The sequence below is a fragment of the Sphingobacterium thalpophilum genome (assembly GCF_901482695.1).
Lineage (GTDB): Bacteria > Bacteroidota > Bacteroidia > Sphingobacteriales > Sphingobacteriaceae > Sphingobacterium > Sphingobacterium thalpophilum.
Genome location: NZ_LR590484.1, coordinates 3649943 through 3668318, shown reverse-complemented (window position 1 = coordinate 3668318; position 18376 = coordinate 3649943). Strand labels below are relative to the sequence as shown.

The following is an 18376-nucleotide window of genomic DNA, read 5'->3' as shown; positions in this document are numbered from 1 at the left end:
CCCTACGATTAAATTGCCTGACTAAAAAGCTGTTTCTGTGTCTGAGCGTTGCGCAAACGCTGGTCAAAAGCCATGCAGATATTACGTAAAAATGAACGGCCGGTAGCTGTACATTGAACATGATGATCGTCGATGACCACAAGCCCGTCCACAGCAAGTTGGGACAAATCCGCTTTAATCCGCTCACTCAGCGCTGCTTCCGGCTGTAGCTGCACTCTTCCTTTACACATCATATCCAATATATAGCGCCTTACTAACAGGTCCTGTTCGTTGAGCATATGACCTTTCACAACTGGCAGCTGCCTCGATTCAACAAGTTGGTGATATTCTTCAACGGTTTTGACATTCTGTGCAAAGGCTCCCCAAGCGTCGCTGATAGAAGACACACCTATACCGATCAGCAAGGGACTGAAGCGATCGGAGTACCCCATAAAGTTGCGATGCAGTCTTTCCTGCTGAAACGCAAGAAAAAGCTCATCTTCCTTTTTTGCAAAATGGTCCATGCCGATATCCTCATAACCCTGTTCAAGGATCAGTTTTTTGCCTAGATTGTAGAGTGCGAGCTTCGCTGCACCACTAGGCAGGTCTGCTTCTGTGTAATGACGTTGCCCAGGCTTTATCCATGGTACATGCGCATAGCTATAGAAGGAAATGCGGTCTGGAGAAAGCTTCATAGACTGGAGGATCGTATCTTCAACAGAGTTCAGTGTCTGTTTCGGCAATCCATAGATCAGATCGAAATTGATGGAATCAAAGCCGATATTCCTGGCGTTAACCATTACGGCTTCAACCTCTTCCAAGGTTTGGTGTCTGTTGATAACAAATTGCACTAGTGGATCAAAATCCTGTATCCCTAAGCTCAGCCGACGAAAGCCCAGATCATACAAGGTCTGCAGATGAGCTATATCTGTATTCGCCGGATGTGCCTCAAATGAAAAGGAACTGTCCGGCGCCACATCCGCATGATTCAATAGACCTTCGATCAACACTTTCAGATTTTCCGGCCGGAAGAAAGTCGGAGTGCCCCCGCCCAGATGAATTTCCGAAAGCAGTGGTCGCTCGCCATTGAAAATCGCAAGGTACATCTCCCATTCCTTTAAAAGAGAAGCAATATAAGGCAGCTCTACCTGATGATTTTTAGTAATCCTCGTGTTGCACCCGCAGTAGGTACAGAGGCTTTCACAGAACGGCAGGTGAATATACAGGCTGATCCCTTTTTCTTTCGATCGCTGAAAAGTATGATATACCTGTTCACGCCAAGCTTCAGCGGTAAATGTGGACTGATCCCAAAACGGGACAGTCGGATAACTGGTATATCGCGGAGCGGCCACATTATATTTCCGAACCAATTCCGCCCTGATAACTTCTGATCTATTCATTGTCAGTTATTTTTTTGCACAGTCGTTCAGGCAGCAGCATGCTTTGCCAACGCATTTCTCTATGCCCCAAAGGTTAAGATTCCGCACGGTTTGTTCGGCCAGTCCCTTGGGACTCTGGTCTTCAAATGGTGCATTGGCAATCTGAATATTTAGTTCTCCCGCCTTCACCAGATCGATATGGGCGGTATCCATGCTTCTTGTCATGATTTTGTTGATCCCCAGCTGCTTTAGATTAAGTAGCATGGTGGCGTCCAGAATATCTTCAGGGGTAACTACCACGGCGTCCTTTCCGCGGGCATAATGCTGCGTCTCTGCATTTAATTCATTTGAAATCAAGGTAAGATCATGCTGTTTGGCATTTGCCAGCGCCCAGAATTCTGTTTCGAATGATTTTACACTATATACAACTACTTTCATGCTGAATTCTACAATTGCCTTCAATAAGGCTATCCCAAGACAAAAGTAGTCGAAGTCTATCATCAAAAAGATGATAGACAACCACAGCTTAAAATGATATAAATCACTATTTGTATAAGGTAAGTGTGAAGGGAGGAGATGTACTGCGGCGAGCGCCGCAGTCCCTACTGTTTCACATCGCGCAGGTCTTTGATGGAATTGATATAAATCTTTCCTTTTTCCTTGGTAATCAGCTTCTCTTCTTTAAAATCGGAGAGCATACGCGAAACGGTTTCATTCGCAGTTCCAGCAATGGACGCCAGACCATCCCGGGTGACATCAATGGCACAGGCATTGACCTCATGGATGTTGATACCGCTTTTTTCGGCTACACTGATCAATGCATTCGCCACCCGCTTGCGGACGGAATGGTACGCAAATCCCAGCAGCTGTTCTTCTTTCTCACGAAGATCTACGGACAACAGCTTGATAAATTTGCTGGCAATAGCTGGTTTTTTCCATAATAGTTCCAGAAAGCTATCCTTAGGAATCAGCACAATCTCGCTAGCTTCCACCGCTTCGGCATAGTCCTCGTAATTCTCATTCAGAAGTACGGACGCGTATCCGAAATAGTTTCCACTAATATAAATGCCTGTCGACAGCTCACGGCCATCTTTATAGGATCTGAAGCTGCGGACTTGCCCAGATTTCACAAAATAGATATACGTAGGTGAGTCGTCTTTTTCATAGATCGTCTGCTTCTTTTTCACTGTCTTGACCCGAGAATTGGCAATCAATTCGTCCAACACGAGCACCTGTTCATCCGCGCTTAACCCCAGGTCAAACTCTTGTGCTGATTCGGCCGACAGCTGTTCATGTTTTTTAAGTCGCACTTCAATAGCATTCATCAGTTCGACATCATCAAAAGGCTTGGTCAAGTAATCGTCGGCGCCCATTTCCATGGCTTTGCGCATGTCCGCCCGCTCGGCCTTGGCGGTTAAAAAAATAAACGGAATTCTGGCGGTACGTTCAATTTTACTCAGCATGAATAGCACACCATAGCCATCCAGTTCGGGCATCATGATATCACAGAGAATCAGATCAGGAATATGTTTGGTTGCCAGATCGACTCCTATCCGGCCGTTTTCAGCGGTGATCACTTGATAGCGCCCCGTAAGCTCCAGAATTTCGCTCGTTCCCTCACGGATATCACTATTATCTTCAATGATCAGAATTGTCTTTTTATTTTCCATTCGAATGCAATATTTTTTGCTCAAATCTTAATCTTGTTTAAAACTGACACGAAATGATGTCCCTTTATGTACTTCCGACTCAAACTCCATATTTCCTTCCATGAGTTCTATATACCGTTTGACGATATTCAATCCTAACCCTGTGCCCGGTATATTTCCCGTATTATGTGCCCTGAAAAACGGTTCAAATAAATGTACCTGGTCTTCTTCCGGAATACCGATACCGTTATCTTTGACCGATATCGTACATCCGTTGCCATCGATGCAGGTCGTAAATTCGATCAATGTATCCTCTCCCGAATACTTGATTGCGTTGGATATCAGGTTGACAAGCGCATTTTTCAGCAGGTTGGGATCAAGGGAAAAATGTCCCGACTCCCCCGTATGTTGATAGACAATATGCTGGTTTTTCTTGCAGATCAACTGCATTTCTTCGGTAATTTCCTCCGCCAGTTCAACTAGATTAATATATTGTTTGTTTACAGCTACAATACCAGCTTCCAGCTTTTCGAGGGACAGAAAATCGTTAAGAATACTTGTCAGCAACTGCACCGCTCCTTTGATCTTGTTGGTATGCTTGATAATGTTGGCCCTTTCGTCGGGACGTTCTGAATACTTCTCAATCAGTGAAGCGGACAGCTGTACTGAACTTAAAGGCGTACGAAATTCGTGCGAAGCCATAGAAACAAACCGTGATTTGAGCTGGTTCAGTTCGATTTCCTTCTCCAGTGATTTTGAGACTTCGGCTTTTGCTTTTTCGAGTTCGGAAACCAGCGATATCAGGTCCCGTGTACGTTCACTAACCTTATGTTCCAGTTCCGCTGCATGCTGTTTGAGCATATCTTCAGCGGCTTTTTCGCGGGACAGATCGTGAATAAATCCTGTGAATATGTTCTTGTCTTTCAGCCACACCTCGCTTACGGCCAAACGGAAGGGAAAGGTCTCGCCATTCTTCTTGAGCCCCATGACCTCGCGCCCAATGCCGATAATTTTTTTTTGGCCTGTGGTCTGATAATTATGGATGTAACCGTCGTGATTACTGCGATCAGGTTCGGGCATCAGCATAGAGACATTGTGCCCGATCACTTCGTCGGCTTCGTAACCGAACAACTCAAGAGCAGCAGGGTTAATGCTTTCCACATTCCCCCTGTTGTCTATTGTAATGATACCATCAATTGCATGGTCGATTATGGCGGCCAAAAGTCTTCCGCTTTCCATAAACGTCTCCTACTTTACGAGTTTTTTGTATTTAATACGGTGCGGTGTGACATCACCGAGGCGTTTTTTCCGATTTTCTTCATATTCCGAATAGTTACCCTCGAAGAAGTACACTTGGGAGTCGCCCTCAAAAGCGAGAATATGAGTACAGATACGGTCCAGAAACCACCTGTCGTGGGAGATGACCACAGCACATCCACCAAAATTCTCCAATCCTTCTTCCAAAGCCCGTAAGGTATTCACATCGATATCATTGGTAGGTTCGTCGAGTAGAAGTACATTAGACCCTTCTTTCAATGTAATGGCCAGATGTACGCGGTTGCGTTCACCACCGGAGAGCACGCCTACTTTCTTTTGCTGATCGGCGCCATTAAAATTGAATTTAGACACATATGCTCTGGAATTTACCATACGGTTGCCCAACAACATGTTGTCGTTTCCGCCTGTAATATTTTCCCAAACCGACTTTTCAGGATCAAGGTCATGATGCATCTGATCCACGTACCCCAATTTAACTGTTTCACCGACCTTAAACGAGCCGGAGTCCGGTGTCTCCTGTCCGGTGATAAGACGGAACAAGGTCGTCTTACCCGCGCCATTCGGACCGATGATACCCACAATACCCGCTGGCGGCAGCATAAAACTGAGATTTTCAAATAAAATACGGTCGCCATATGCTTTGGAAATATTGGTTGCTTCGATGACAGAGTTACCCAGGCGCGGACCGGGGGGAATGAACAATTCCAGTTTTTCTTCCCGCTCTTTTGTTTCTTCGGAAGCCAGTTTCTCATAGTTATGCAAACGCGCTTTCGATTTGGCATGACGGGCTTTAGGCGCCATGCGCACCCATTCCAGCTCACGTTCGAGGGTCTTTTGACGTTTGGTTTCCTGTTTTTCTTCCTGCGCCAGACGCTTCGCCTTCTGATCGAGCCATGAAGAGTAATTACCTTTCCAAGGGATACCCTCGCCGCGGTCCAGTTCAAGAATCCAACCAGCCACATTATCGAGGAAGTAGCGGTCGTGCGTAACGGCGATGACGGTTCCTTTATATTGTTTTAAATGTTGTTCCAGCCAGTCGATAGACTCAGCATCCAGGTGGTTGGTTGGCTCGTCGAGCAGCAAGACATCTGGTTCCTGCAGCAAAAGGCGACATAATGCTACACGCCTGCGCTCGCCACCTGACAAATTGACAATTTTAGCATCCGGTTCAGGGCAGCGCAGCGCATCCATGGCCCGTTCCAGTTTTGAATCAATTTCCCAGGCATTTGTCGCATCGATTCTGTCCTGCAATTCGCCTTGTCTGGCCAATAGCTTATCCATTTCGTCCGGATTTTCATAGACTTCCGGCAGTCCGAATTTTTCGTTGATTTCTTCGTATTCCTTTAAGATGGCAGTAATTTCAGCGACACCTTCCTGCACGATTTCGAGAACCGTCTTTTCAGGATCCAATTCAGGTTCTTGAGCCAAATACCCCACAGAATAACCCGGAGAGAACACCACTTCACCTTGATAAGACTTGTCGAGTCCCGCAATAATTTTCAATAAAGAAGACTTACCCGAGCCATTGAGACCGATCACGCCGATCTTGGCACCATAGAAAAAAGATAAATAGATATTTTTTAGAACTTGTTTTTGAGGCGGATGGATTTTGTTGACACCAGCCATCGAAAAAATAATCTTCTCGTCTGACATAAAATTTAAAAAAATTGGAAAACTCTTGTTATATTAACATACAAATGTAATCTTTTATACTGACATTTTGGACGTATTATGGTCATGGCTTAATTGTTGATGACATTATTTAAAATAATTTTAAGGTTTGAAATGTAGAATTTACTACATTTATATATCCTTAATATAAAACAGAAAGGTATTCAATGGAAGCAAAATTTTCACCGCGCGTAAAGGATGTCATATCGTACAGTAGAGAGGAAGCTTTGAGATTGCGTCACGACTATATCGGAACGGAGCACTTGTTGCTAGGATTGATTCGTGAAGGCGATGGAATGGCGATCAAAATCCTGAAAAACATAGGCATTGACACTACAGCCCTACGTCAATCTGTGGAGGACGCAGTGAAGGGGGCATCTGTATCACGCGCACCGATTGGCAATATGCCATTAACAAAACAAGCTGAAAAAGTTTTAAAAATTACGTATTTAGAAGCGAAGATTTTCAAGTCAGATATTATTGGAACGGAGCATTTATTATTGGCAATCCTGCGGGATGAAGACAATATTGCTTCGCAGATATTACAGCAATATAATGTCACTTACGACATCTTCAAGTCTGAAGTAGAGCAGAACAGGACAAGCATCAAGGATGAAGCTCCTGGTTCTCCTACTGGTGGCGATGACGATTTTGCGGAAGACGATCAATATATCCAGCCCAAGAAGGTTTCGGATATCAAATCCAAGACGCCGGTACTTGACAACTTTGGTCGCGATCTGACCAAAGCTGCAGAGGAAGGCAGACTGGATCCTATTGTCGGCCGCGAGAAAGAAATCGAGCGTGTGTCTCAAATTCTATCACGACGCAAGAAAAACAACCCGCTTTTGATCGGTGAGCCGGGAGTCGGTAAATCAGCGATAGCGGAGGGACTGGCACTGCGTATCGTACAACGTAAAGTGTCCCGTGTACTATTCAACAAACGGGTAGTCACTTTGGATCTCGCTTCCTTGGTAGCAGGCACAAAGTATCGTGGACAATTTGAGGAGCGCATGAAAGCCGTCATGAATGAGCTGGAAAAATCACCGGATGTGATCTTGTTTATCGATGAGATCCATACCATTGTCGGTGCAGGTGGAGCATCAGGCTCATTGGACGCGTCCAACATGTTCAAACCAGCCTTGGCAAGGGGTGAGATTCAGTGCATCGGTGCTACGACATTGGATGAGTACCGTCAGTACATTGAAAAAGACGGCGCATTGGATCGTCGTTTCCAACGGGTGACTATCGAGCCTGCGACACATGACGAAACTGTGGAAATCCTGAACCGTATCAAAGAGAAATATGAGGATCACCACAACGTGACCTATACACCAGAAGCGATTGAGGCCTGTGTGTCGCTGACCACACGCTATATTACCGACCGCTTTTTACCGGACAAAGCGATAGACGCATTGGACGAGGCCGGGTCACGTGTACACTTGAACAATATTCATGTACCGCAGTCCATCATTGACATCGAGAACAAAATCGAGGAAGTCAAATTGGAGAAAAATAAGGTGGTGCGCAGCCAGAAATATGAAGAAGCAGCCAAATTGCGCGATACCGAGAAAAAGCTGATCGAGGAACTGGAAAAAGAGAAGATTGCATGGGAAGAGGAGACCAAGTCCAAACGCTATACTGTATCGGAAGAAAATGTGGCTGAGGTGGTCGCGATGATGACCGGCATTCCAGTGCAACGTGTCAGCCAGACCGACAGCCAGAAGCTATTGAACATGGCGGAGCTGATGAAAGGCCGGATCATCGGTCAGGACGATGCCGTGGGAAAATTGGTGAAGGCTATCCAGCGCACACGTGCTGGGCTGAAAGATCCGAAAAAACCGATCGGTTCCTTTATCTTCTTAGGCCCTACTGGTGTAGGTAAAACTGAATTAGCGAAGGAGCTGGCGCGCTTCATGTTCGACACGGAGGACGCCTTGATCCAGATCGATATGAGTGAGTACATGGAGAAGTTTGCTGTTTCCCGTTTGGTGGGAGCGCCTCCGGGATATGTAGGTTATGAAGAAGGTGGTCAGCTGACTGAGAAAGTACGCCGCAAACCTTATGCTGTTGTGCTGTTGGATGAGATTGAGAAAGCTCACCCTGACGTGTTCAACCTATTGCTACAGGTATTGGATGAAGGACAATTAACGGATAGTCTGGGCCGTAAGGTCGATTTCCGCAACACCATTATCATCATGACGTCCAACATTGGCGCACGTCAGTTGAAGGAATTTGGTCAGGGAGTCGGTTTCACTACCGCAGCCAAAGCACAGCAGTCGGATGCGCATTCCCGAGGTGTGATTGAGACAGCGTTGAAACGCGCGTTCGCGCCGGAGTTTCTGAACCGTATTGATGATGTGATTGTGTTCAACTCATTGACTAAGGAAAACATCTTCAAGATCATTGACATTGAATTAAAATCGCTGTTCAAACGCATCGCAGACTTGGGCTATGTGATCAACTTGACGGATGAAGCCAAGGATTTCATTGCGGATAAAGGATACGACAGTAATTTTGGGGCACGTCCACTAAAACGGGCAATTCAAAAATATCTCGAAGATCCAATTGCTGAAGAGATCCTTAAAGGCAACGTGCAGGCCGGTTCAGTATTGACCGTAAGCATTAACCCAGAAACCAAAGATATAGAGGTATCTAGCTCGGATCCGAAGTCTTCAAAAGATACGGCAGAGAAATAATTCGCCTGCTGTATTCGAAATAATTTTAAAAAATGCACCAGTATGGTGCATTTTTTGTTATATACCAAGTTAGCGTTAAACTATCGCAGTATTTTATCGTCATATAATAAAAAACGTCACAAATAATACACATAATATGAAAAGACTTTTATTAGCAGCATTAATTGGAACCGCAACGTTGGTTTCATTCTCTTCTTGTAAAAAGGAGTATATTAATAATCCTCTTCCAGGTGTCACTTATAAATTTTCAGTGCCTGGCGACGATTATCAATGGAAGACCGAAGGAAATCCGAGGACTTTTGTTATTTCAGTCCCTTTCAGAGAAATAGACGCCAAATATTTTGATTATGGCCAGGTCTCAGTAGCGATCTCCTTTAAGGATTCACCAGACTTCTACATTAATCTTGGAGCCAACAATGTTCCAACCAAATTAGGCCCATATAATTTCAGGGTGGAATATTCCTTTACTGACGGAAATATTGATGGAGATTTAAATATCTATGCCGACTATCTAGGCACCGGTACAGCAACACCGCCACCGCCATTTACAGCGAAAGTGACGTTGACTGATGGTGAAGATGGTGGCAATTAAAAAAGATCTATCAAATTTTTCGACCATGTAAATGAATAGGGATCAAATTATGTAAATTTGATCCCTATTTTAATGATAAAGCTTTTTATTATATTTTCCCTAAAAGCTACGCTTTCAATAACAATTCCGCATGCTCGAGTGCAGCATCCGTAGGATTTAAAGCCGTACACAGGCTAATTTTAGTGACAGGTATAGATATTCTTCCGGGGAACTCCCGGACCGGAGAGACAAATCTACTACCGTTCAACGAGCACCTTTACTGATTCACCATTTGCGTCAGTCAGTTCCTGTTCTGTCTTGAATAACAAGTACCACTTTCGAAAAGCGCCTATAAAGACAAAAAACATCAACAACATTGCGGCAATCGCTAACATAGCTAATAAGTTTTGACCTTGTGGCATATAGATATCCACTACTTGGAGATATCCAGCCCAAAACGTAATAGCAGCCATAAATACGCCAGGTATGGCGGTGCAAAGTGCATATTTACCTCTGTTCATTCTAATTAACATAGTGGTACAGACAATAAGTCCACAAGCTGCGAGAAGCTGATTACTTATTCCGAACAAAGGCCATATATTACTTATATTACCTGTAAATACAAGATATCCCCAAGAAAAAGTAAACAATGCACTACAAATATAGACACCTGGCTTCCATTCTTTATTTTTGAAGTTCGGGATAATATTTCCAAGCATTTCCTGTAGAAAAAAACGTCCTACCCGTGTCCCCGCATCGATGGCTGTAAGAATAAAAACTGCTTCAAACATAATTGCGAAATTATACCAATAAGCCATGACATCGTTCATAAAAGGTACTTTATCAAAAATATGAGCCATACCTACCGCTAACGATACTGCACCGCCTGTCCGCCCATGAACATCCACGCCGATGCGATCAATAAAATGTGGAAGATCTACGGCTTTCCATTCAGGATGCTGCACTAGAAATTGGGCGTAATCCTCTACTGGCGTGTTAATCGCAAAATAATCGCCTGGCATTAACGTGCAGGCAGCGATTAATGCCATCAAAGCAACAAAGCCTTCTACAAGCATAGCTCCATATCCCACAAATAAAATCTCTTTTTCAGCTCCCAGCATTTTTGGTGTTGTCCCAGTAGCAATGATAGCGTGAAATCCCGAAATCGCTCCGCAGGCAATTACAATAAATATAAAAGGTAGAACTGGACCGCCGATCACCGGTCCGCCACCGTGCGTAAAATCAGTCCATGCAGGCATCTGTATCGTCGGATGGACAAAGATAATCCCCACAGCAAGCATCAATATAGTGCCTATTTTAAGGTAGGTAGAAAGGTAATCGCGCGGCACCAAAAGCAACCAAATGGGTAATACAGAAGCGAAAAATCCATATATAGCAATTGCAATAGAGATGGTTTTGACGTCCCAGTTAAATAAATTATGAATAACGGGAATTGCCATTAAGCGATGCCCGGCGATAATACCTATAATCAGCAGAACTCCCCCCAATATACTCGCCAAGGTTACTGATCCATCACGATATCGCATCAATAATCCCATTGCTATAGCAATCGGCATTGTCAAAATTATTGTGAATAAAGACCACGGAGCCTCGTGCATTGCACTAATGCAAGCTAGTGACAATCCTGCTAGCGTAAGTATAAGAATAAATAAAACTGCGATACCAGCAATCAGGCCTACTGCGGGGTTAATCTCCTTGGCTGCGATTGTCGCGAGGCTCTGACCTTTATGGCGGACTGAAGCAAAAAGTACTACCATGTCATGTACGCCTCCCCCAAGTACACAACCGATCAAAATCCATAGCGCCCCCGGAAGATAACCGAACTGTGCAGCAAGCACTGGCCCCACTAATGGTCCGGCCGCGGCTATCGCTGCAAAATGGTGGCCAAATAGTACTTTTCGGTCTGTCTTGATGTAATCATGGCCGTCAGCAAATTCTACAGCTGGTGTCATTACGGCATCATTTAACCTGAGTACCCTCCTGCTAATGAAAATACCATATAAACGATAAGCAATCGCAAAGATCAAAATAGACGCAAAAATTACGGTCAGCGCATTCATGTTATCAAAAAATCCAATTATTAAGGTCATACAAAAACGGATAAAGTGACTCTTACAAAAAACCAATTTACGAATAACATCTGATCTCAAATAGTCTAGCGAGGTGATCTCCATGAGTTTTCCTAGCGACAAGCCGCATGCGGTCAATGTTTATGGTTTCGAATTGATGATTTACTTTTCTTAGAAAATTGTCTTGAATGCTGATTTTTTTCACCAGCTTATTTTTCTGGTAAAATTCAATATCATAATCACATATTGTCTCCGGCTGAGGTCCGCGCACCTGATTTTTCATGGTTCCATTTTCACCGGAGAGACGGAGATGTCTATGGAGGCCTGTATCAAATGTAAGCTCGATAGACGCTAAGTTTTGATTTGTCTTCCATTTCAATTCCAGAAACTGATGTCCCGATGATATATCCGCTCGCCACTGATGGATCTGTCCATCTGCAATATCTCTGTTCACACCGTCAATCACCGAGGCTGCTTTACCACCTTCCGCCTCACTAGAGGCTGTTACAGCGGCTAGCGGCGCCAGATCTTTTTGATCCGAGTTCCTGATATGTAAGATTGCCTGATCTTGTCGCAATAGCAATTGCTGATATTCTTTCAGCGCAGATTTATTTGCTACGATCTCATTCACTTTTATATCATTATTTAGTGCAAAAGCCACAGCCGTGCCGACAGCTTGGCCTAACGTGGCGCAGGTAGCCATGACCCGTGTAGTTGACAAAGCGACATGTGATACCGAAATATTACGTCCTGCCATAACGAGATTACCAACGGAATTACTGTATAAACATCTTAGCGGAATGGAGTATGGCCCCTTAAGTGGGATCGATCGGAAGGGACTCAAGGATGTATCATCCATGCCTGCAGGCAAGTGATCATCTAGCGGCCAACCTCCATATGCTACTCTGTCCTCAAAGTTTTCTTGCATGAGAACATCATTTTGAGTGAGTACATAAGCTCCTTTAATCCGACGGCTTTCGCGTTTCCCCGGAATTGCTCCATACCAAGACAACGCCCAGTTAGCCGATTCGGGATGATTTCCGGAGTTTTTGATGTAATCCCAAACACCGAATACTACAGCCATCAGATCGTGTCTGATTTTCTGTCCGTCGTGAACAATATTTTCCAGTCCCCCGAGCTCGATCCACCAGTATCCATATTCCCAGGAATGGATCTTACGATACTTAAAATCCTCAAACTTATATTTCCGAGCCCATTCCGGAGCTTTAAAAGGCATGGGCTTGTCATGTTTTGCCGCTTGAAACAATAAGCTGTTTCCCATAGTAATATCATCGCGTTTGTCGAGACCGAGAGGTTCATTATACTCAGATTTAGCTTCCCGACCACGCATAAAGTCAGCTCCAGCCAAGGCCGCTAATGTACCATCACCGGTGCAATCTGCAAAATATTTGGCCTTTATCTCATAAATCTCTTCCGTTTGCGAGCAATAAGCTCGAATAGCATCTATTTCATTTCCATTTTTTGCGACATCATATAAGGAAGTATCAAACAATAAAGTGATGTTCGGATTGGAAAGTACTTTATCATACATGACATAGTCCAACATTTCCCAGCACCGCTGTGGATTTATAACAGCTTCCGTTAGTAAAATTTCCTCCAGCAATCCAGTCTCACGCCATACTTGGTTAAGCGCCGAAGCGCCGCAGATATGCATACGGATTTCTGAGCTCGCATTACCGCCTAGACGTGAACGATTTTGGATCAATACGACTTTTATCCCATTACGGGCTGCTGCTAAGGCAGCACATACACCCGCCATTCCACCTCCGGCTACCAGCAAATCAGTCACCATATTTCGCGTGGCGAACACATCTGCCCGCTCTTCCATATTGCTTTCGAACCCCTCGGTGACTTTTCCTCCTGCACTCGTTAACCCTAGTACAGGACTGGTCAGAAATACGCCTGAGCCAATCCCTAAATTCCTTAAAAATGATCTTCGATTATTTTTCATAATTATTTGTTAGTTTATGTATGAGTTCTTTTAATTTTCCGGGCAAAGCCGAATCCTTATACTTTGCATTTAATATGTCTATTGTTTGCCTATTCGGATGGCTTAAGCGTTCCAATACGGATAATTGTACATGAGGCTTAAGTCTATCTAGACGGCCCAATATGACATTGTACTTATTTGCGTTACTATAGAAATCTGTTCCCAGCTTATTCCATGCGTAATGGGGTATGTAATCATCTGCCGAAAATAGAAGGTCAACCACCAGTTCTTCGTTATCCTGCACCTGCTCAGGACTCAGCTGTTTTAGAAAGTAAGCTTGATAATCTGTGTTAGTCGACTTCGCGAAATAAGTTTCCAAGCGTTGCTCCTTATATAGGCTGTCCAACCGATGCCGGATCAAGCTTTTAACGGGTCCGTTTACGATATGCCATAATGCGTACACTGTATATAGTGCTCCAGGAACAGTTACATTCGAGAATGCCTTTAGGGTTGGCCGGGTCACCCCATCCAACTTAGCCGAATATTTTTGTCCTGTTTTGTCCAGAAATTGTTCAACAGCATAATCTCTGATCGGCGAAAGTGTATCAAGGAGAATTTTGTGCAGAAGATCATAATCAGCTTTGTCAAAGTATTGGTGGTCGAACTTCGTAAAAACCTGACCTTCAGGCACGACAAAATGGTCATACTCGCCCAATAGATTCCAAAACAGATCAACCTGGACAGGAAGACAAACCTTGTCATTACAAACATCGGTCGATAAAAAAGCATGATAGTAGTAATCGGTGTTTGAGGTATCCCGAATTAACTGCACTTTTAAATCAAGTGTATCATTTACTTTGTAATCGATAAATATGCTATGCTCCACAGGCTTATACTGCCCTTTTGTGTGAATAGACAGGAATAGTAACAAGAAAGCGAACCAATAATTAGTCATACTTTAATAAGGTTGAGACCCTACAGTCGCGATCCACTGTAAATCTGATCCATCGCGCTTCTAGGTGCTTTGGGAAATCAATTTGTACAGCTCCCTTTCCTTTTACGGTCATCTGTTCATAATCCATCCAGGTACCATTTCCGACAGGATCCATCTGAATGGTGAATTTGACGGGGGCCATGTCGTGATTGGATAGTGTGAGTGTTCTGTGTTCATAAAATCCAAATAAATAAGGATCACTTGGTTTTCCTTTTTCCAGTATCTCATTATCTAGCGGACCACCATCTCCTTGCGGTTTCCCAAGCTTCCAAAGATCGTCGATAGTACCTACCCACACCTGACACTTATTATCAACAGAACGTATAATACGGGTATTTGATGATGTCCCGGATTTTATTCCTGAGAACACTAACAAACCTCTATAAGATGCATAATCCATTATATTTAAGTCATGTGATGCAATAGGTCTTACCTTAGCGAAACCATCTGCATTTTCGGCCGGAAGTTCATAAAACGTCCCATGCAAATTCAGTAAGTCTCTCTCTGTTGCAACTTCTCTGCATATCCTCGTCAACCCTCGGCTGACGGCATCATCATATTTTTTATCCCCTTTGGGAAATCTCCATCTCCTGCCTTTATCATCAACGATCAAGATGGAAGAAGATTTAAGCTGAACAAGATTTTGGGATAAAGCAAATTTATTCTCGATATAGCGTTCATCTTTCTGGTTTGCCTGTGGCAACAATTTCATGTCTCCCGTCAATTCATAATAGCCTAGTTTACTCGATTTGTCACCCTTTATTTGCTGACTGACTATCCCCAATGTTCGTTTGTTATTCCCCAGACCAGCCATAAGACCTCCGGTCAATGAATCGTCTCCGATTTTGGCAATCCCTTCAAAAATATCTAGGTCCTTAGTTGATCTTTCGATATTTTTGAAGGTAAATTGCGCCGTTAACTTAGCATCGCTATGACTCACGAGCCTGATCCACTCGGCTTTAACGTCTGCTGCAAAATTCTCTATAAGCGATTTTCCTTTCTCAATAGTACGCTTGCCGAGCGATCTCCATTCACCTGTGCCGTCGCGATCTAATTCGATTTCAACGAGGAGATGTCCATTGCCTTCATTCTTTATCCAAAGGGTCCTATCAGGCCAACCCGCGAACAAAAACGGCTCAGAAATGTCATTTTTTTTCACCTCTTCATTCAGCCAGACGGCTCCCTCCGCGGTGGTATTTCCCAGGTGTTGTATATTCTGCAAACTTGTAAACCATAGGTTAGAATTGGATTGACCAGGCCCTTCGATCTGTCCTTTGACCCCGCGTTTATTTAAAAATTCCTTTTGGGCGGAATCATCACAGCCAAAAACCAGTTCATTGTTCCAGCGTGCGAAATCACCAATGACCTTTAAGTAAGATGATAACGGCCGTAATCCTGCTGAACTTTCTACGGAGAACTGCCGTGGAAAATGCCAGAACATGCCGTGCATCGTCATAAGAAAATAAGGATTATCCGCTGTTCCGATATCTCGAATACGCGGCCACTCTGTATTCCAGCCATGGGCACCATCGTAACTGTGGCTACTTTTAGGAAAGCGATAGAATCTCCAGCCCAGTTTATAATCCCTTGTCGCAAGTATGGCAGATTTATGATCCCATCCTGTTGCCCATATCGGATCCTTAGTGTCTGCATTACCAGATAACCCTCCCGGCCCGGTAATTTCGACGAATTGATTCCGCCTGACCAATTTCCAGTTTTTACCATCCCATTCAGAAAGGCTCCCTGCGGGGATATCAAACTGCTGTAAAGCAAGTTCTCCAGGCTCACCATTATTCGAATAAACAAGAACGCCTTGCCCACTATACAATCCTTTACCGTGAGCCCCGGGCAGGTCAGCAAACTTTTGCGGTCTTTCGGCTGTGATCTTTGCCAGCTCTGTCCTATAACGACCATTTTTGAAATTTCCATCCGTATAGAGTTCTTCAACCCGTCCGCTATACACATTGACAGAGTAGAACCCTTCTTCCATAGTTCCATAGTAAACCAAGGAGTCTGGCTGGAATAGATGAGCAGCGGTCCCTGTCAGCCTACCCGGCATATCTTTTACTGGAATGACTCGGATACGATCATCTTTATCAATGATATACGGACCGATAAGTAACTGATTGGAAGTGCGATGTACAAATCTATTCGCAGGAGTTCCGCCGATGCTCTGGGGCATAACCTTCTGTTTAAAATCTCGCGAAATCTTATATAGTTTGTCACTGGATCCCAGTGGCAAATGTGGTCCATAGGTAACGACATATAAGGAATTATTCCATGGTACAACCGCACCGACGCCACATTCCCCCTCATCGTTGTACATTGCCAAATGGGGATAAATACCACTATATTGCTTCATCTGCCCCATTAATGGGGCAACAAACAAACAGCTGGCAACAAAAAGCATAATTTTCTTTTGATATTTCATTAATAATTGGGATTTTGTTTCAAACCACTTGTTAGTACCTCGGTAGATGGAATCGGCCATAGATATTGCTTTGAAGGATCAAACTTCCGAATGGCCACCGTCTTGATTAATCCCTGCTGGCTAAAAGAACTAAAATCAGGCAAGCCATCTCTGTCTATTGTCGGAGCGCTAGGTAAAAACCATTTTCCTGTTTTGACGACTTTAGCTAGCAGGTCTGCAGGATCCAAAAGACCATAATTCGGCTTATTTAGCGCTTTTTCAGCCAATTTCCAGCGTATAAGGTCCATATACCGGAGTCCCTCCAAGGCAAACTCCATTCGCCTTTCGATACGAAGAGCTTGTCTAAGCTCTTGTTGTCCGCTAAGCTTCACAGCTGGGTATTCCAACGAACTCGGACCAACTCCGTAAGCTCTTGCCCGCACCGTATTCATCGCGTCGATCACAGTTTGGTCGATTTCATTCAATTCAATTTTTGCTTCCGCATAAATCAGCAAGACATCGGCATAACGGATAATGATATTGTCAGGTTCTGTTCTCCAACTGTTCAATAACCAGTCATTATCCACTCCTTTTCTCCACACCAAACCGTTAAATGAAGCGTATTGCGCATTTGCTCTGTTATCATTATTTTTTACTAGCTTACCTGTGGAGATTTTCATAACTTCAAGCGCCTCAGGATGCGGCGTGTAGATATAGTCCAACAGCGGTTCATCAAATGCTGCAATCGTAGCTTTACATCGTGGATCCCGATTTAGAAAAGGATTACTATGATCAAATAGAGGAGATTTATCCACTTGTAAACCATCAGTGCAGGTAAAAGAAAATAACAGATCCCAAGAAGGATCTTTGGCGGCCCATCCCCCAGCGTTTCTGGGGATATAATTCTGTCTGTCATCTAAGGTAACATTTAGCGCGATGGATCTCGGAAGCAAGAATATACTTTCAGGAGATCTTTTGGTGGATGGCAGAAATAATGAAGGAAAATCTGGGTGCAGACTATACTGTTTTAACTCGATACACGCCTTGGCAGCGTCGCGAGCGACGGCAAAATCCCCCATATATAGGGCGATACGCGATTTCATAGCAAGCGCTGCTCCTTTCGTCACGCGCTGCAATTCGTTATTTGCATAACTGACTTTTAGATTCGCGGCAGCAACATCAAAGTCTTCATATATTTTTTGGAGAACAGATTCAGGTGTCGACTGTTTTAAGTTCTTTGCCTGTTCGATATCCAGAATATCGTCTGTATAGATAATATTTCCAAAGTGGCACAGCAAGCTGGAATACATACATGCACGTACAAATCTGGCCTCTGCGACAAAACGGTTTAACTGTTCGGCCGACAACTTATTTTTTGCTCTATCAGCGCCTTTTATAATGGTGTTTGCACGAGCTATCGCTTTATAAGTATCCAGCCACCAGCTTTTAATAAAAGCTGACTGGCCATTCAACGTCGCATTGGTAACTTCAGTCAGACCATCCCGATAGATCCAATCGTCAGACCAGTCATCTAGATCTTTTTTCCAGAACACCTGTTTATAAAGTCCATTTAACGACATTTCTAGCTCCTCAGCATCACTATTCCAAGTTTCGCTGGAGCCATCAGAAAGTGGGTTGAGATCAAGTGAGTGACAGCCTTGCAATAAAAAACTGACACAAAACAAGAGAAGTAGATTTTTCATAACAA

The 18376-nt window shown here is 43.9% G+C and carries 12 protein-coding genes; 2 read left to right on the top strand and 10 right to left on the bottom strand.

The genetic code is table 11. The features are described from left to right. Positions 1-8: 8 nt before the first annotated feature. The 5 genes from hemN to ettA all read right to left on the bottom strand — a co-directional run bounded on the left by hemN (position 9) and on the right by ettA (position 5938). The gene (gene hemN / locus FGL37_RS15035; protein ID WP_028069898.1) at positions 9-1379 is read right to left on the bottom strand and encodes an oxygen-independent coproporphyrinogen III oxidase; all 1371 of its coding nucleotides are present in this window, start codon (positions 1377-1379) and stop codon (positions 9-11) included. A 6-nt stretch (positions 1380-1385) separates the two neighbouring features. Then, positions 1386-1796, bottom strand: coding sequence for a Rossmann-fold NAD(P)-binding domain-containing protein (locus FGL37_RS15030; RefSeq protein WP_028069897.1), 411 nt, complete (start codon positions 1794-1796; stop codon positions 1386-1388). 164 nt (positions 1797-1960) lie between these two features. Further along, entirely contained in the window at positions 1961-3028 is a 1068-nt protein-coding gene (locus FGL37_RS15025) for a response regulator (RefSeq protein WP_028069896.1), read from the bottom strand. Positions 3029-3055: 27 nt separating this feature from the next. Beyond that, a complete protein-coding gene (locus FGL37_RS15020; protein WP_028069895.1) occupies positions 3056-4246 on the bottom strand; it encodes a PAS domain-containing sensor histidine kinase in 1191 nt (396 codons plus the stop codon). 9 nt (positions 4247-4255) lie between these two features. Next, positions 4256-5938: an energy-dependent translational throttle protein EttA gene (ettA, locus tag FGL37_RS15015; RefSeq protein ID WP_028069894.1), complete on the bottom strand. Its 1683-nt coding sequence runs from the start codon at positions 5936-5938 to the stop codon at positions 4256-4258. Positions 5939-6123: 185 nt separating this feature from the next. On the opposite strand from ettA, the gene FGL37_RS15010 reads away from it, so the two are divergent. Both FGL37_RS15010 and FGL37_RS15005 read left to right on the top strand, forming a co-directional pair. Beyond that, positions 6124-8652: an ATP-dependent Clp protease ATP-binding subunit gene (locus FGL37_RS15010; protein ID WP_028069893.1), complete on the top strand. Its 2529-nt coding sequence runs from the start codon at positions 6124-6126 to the stop codon at positions 8650-8652. A 136-nt stretch (positions 8653-8788) separates the two neighbouring features. Further along, positions 8789-9244, top strand: a complete 456-nt coding sequence (locus FGL37_RS15005; protein WP_051606854.1) for a hypothetical protein — start codon at positions 8789-8791, stop codon at positions 9242-9244. A gap of 236 nt (positions 9245-9480) precedes the next feature. Here FGL37_RS15005 and FGL37_RS15000 read toward each other — a convergent pair whose 3' ends face one another. Genes FGL37_RS15000 through FGL37_RS14980 form a run of 5 tightly spaced genes read right to left on the bottom strand, consistent with a single transcriptional unit; the run spans position 9481 to position 18371 of the window. Beyond that, entirely contained in the window at positions 9481-11334 is a 1854-nt protein-coding gene (locus FGL37_RS15000; RefSeq protein ID WP_232048710.1) for a carbon starvation CstA family protein, read from the bottom strand. A gap of 37 nt (positions 11335-11371) precedes the next feature. Then, a complete protein-coding gene (locus FGL37_RS14995; protein ID WP_051606852.1) occupies positions 11372-13285 on the bottom strand; it encodes an FAD-dependent oxidoreductase in 1914 nt (637 codons plus the stop codon). Next, positions 13275-14219, bottom strand: a complete 945-nt coding sequence (locus FGL37_RS14990; protein ID WP_028069890.1) for a hypothetical protein — start codon at positions 14217-14219, stop codon at positions 13275-13277. The genes FGL37_RS14995 and FGL37_RS14990 overlap by 11 nt, the downstream gene beginning before the upstream one ends. Next, positions 14212-16689, bottom strand: coding sequence for a hypothetical protein (locus FGL37_RS14985; RefSeq protein ID WP_028069889.1), 2478 nt, complete (start codon positions 16687-16689; stop codon positions 14212-14214). The genes FGL37_RS14990 and FGL37_RS14985 overlap by 8 nt, the downstream gene beginning before the upstream one ends. Next, positions 16689-18371 (bottom strand): RagB/SusD family nutrient uptake outer membrane protein, encoded by a 1683-nt coding sequence (locus tag FGL37_RS14980; RefSeq protein ID WP_028069888.1) that lies wholly within the window; start codon positions 18369-18371, stop codon positions 16689-16691. Before FGL37_RS14980 ends, FGL37_RS14985 begins: the two co-directional genes overlap by 1 nt. Positions 18372-18376 lie beyond the last annotated feature (5 nt).

What these genes read in the sequence shown, in the direction of transcription:
- FGL37_RS15000 (WP_232048710.1), bottom strand. Translation starts at nt 11,334, where the DNA reads ATGACCTTAATAATTGGATTTTTTGATAACATGAATGCGCTGACCGTA.
- ettA (WP_028069894.1), bottom strand. Translation starts at nt 5,938, where the DNA reads ATGTCAGACGAGAAGATTATTTTTTCGATGGCTGGTGTCAACAAAATC.
- FGL37_RS15025 (WP_028069896.1), bottom strand. Translation starts at nt 3,028, where the DNA reads ATGGAAAATAAAAAGACAATTCTGATCATTGAAGATAATAGTGATATC.
- FGL37_RS15010 (WP_028069893.1), top strand. Translation starts at nt 6,124, where the DNA reads ATGGAAGCAAAATTTTCACCGCGCGTAAAGGATGTCATATCGTACAGT.
- FGL37_RS14985 (WP_028069889.1), bottom strand. Translation starts at nt 16,689, where the DNA reads ATGAAATATCAAAAGAAAATTATGCTTTTTGTTGCCAGCTGTTTGTTT.
- FGL37_RS15030 (WP_028069897.1), bottom strand. Translation starts at nt 1,796, where the DNA reads ATGAAAGTAGTTGTATATAGTGTAAAATCATTCGAAACAGAATTCTGG.
- hemN (WP_028069898.1), bottom strand. Translation starts at nt 1,379, where the DNA reads ATGAATAGATCAGAAGTTATCAGGGCGGAATTGGTTCGGAAATATAAT.
- FGL37_RS14980 (WP_028069888.1), bottom strand. Translation starts at nt 18,371, where the DNA reads ATGAAAAATCTACTTCTCTTGTTTTGTGTCAGTTTTTTATTGCAAGGC.
- FGL37_RS15020 (WP_028069895.1), bottom strand. Translation starts at nt 4,246, where the DNA reads ATGGAAAGCGGAAGACTTTTGGCCGCCATAATCGACCATGCAATTGAT.
- FGL37_RS14995 (WP_051606852.1), bottom strand. Translation starts at nt 13,285, where the DNA reads ATGAAAAATAATCGAAGATCATTTTTAAGGAATTTAGGGATTGGCTCA.
- FGL37_RS14990 (WP_028069890.1), bottom strand. Translation starts at nt 14,219, where the DNA reads ATGACTAATTATTGGTTCGCTTTCTTGTTACTATTCCTGTCTATTCAC.
- FGL37_RS15005 (WP_051606854.1), top strand. Translation starts at nt 8,789, where the DNA reads ATGAAAAGACTTTTATTAGCAGCATTAATTGGAACCGCAACGTTGGTT.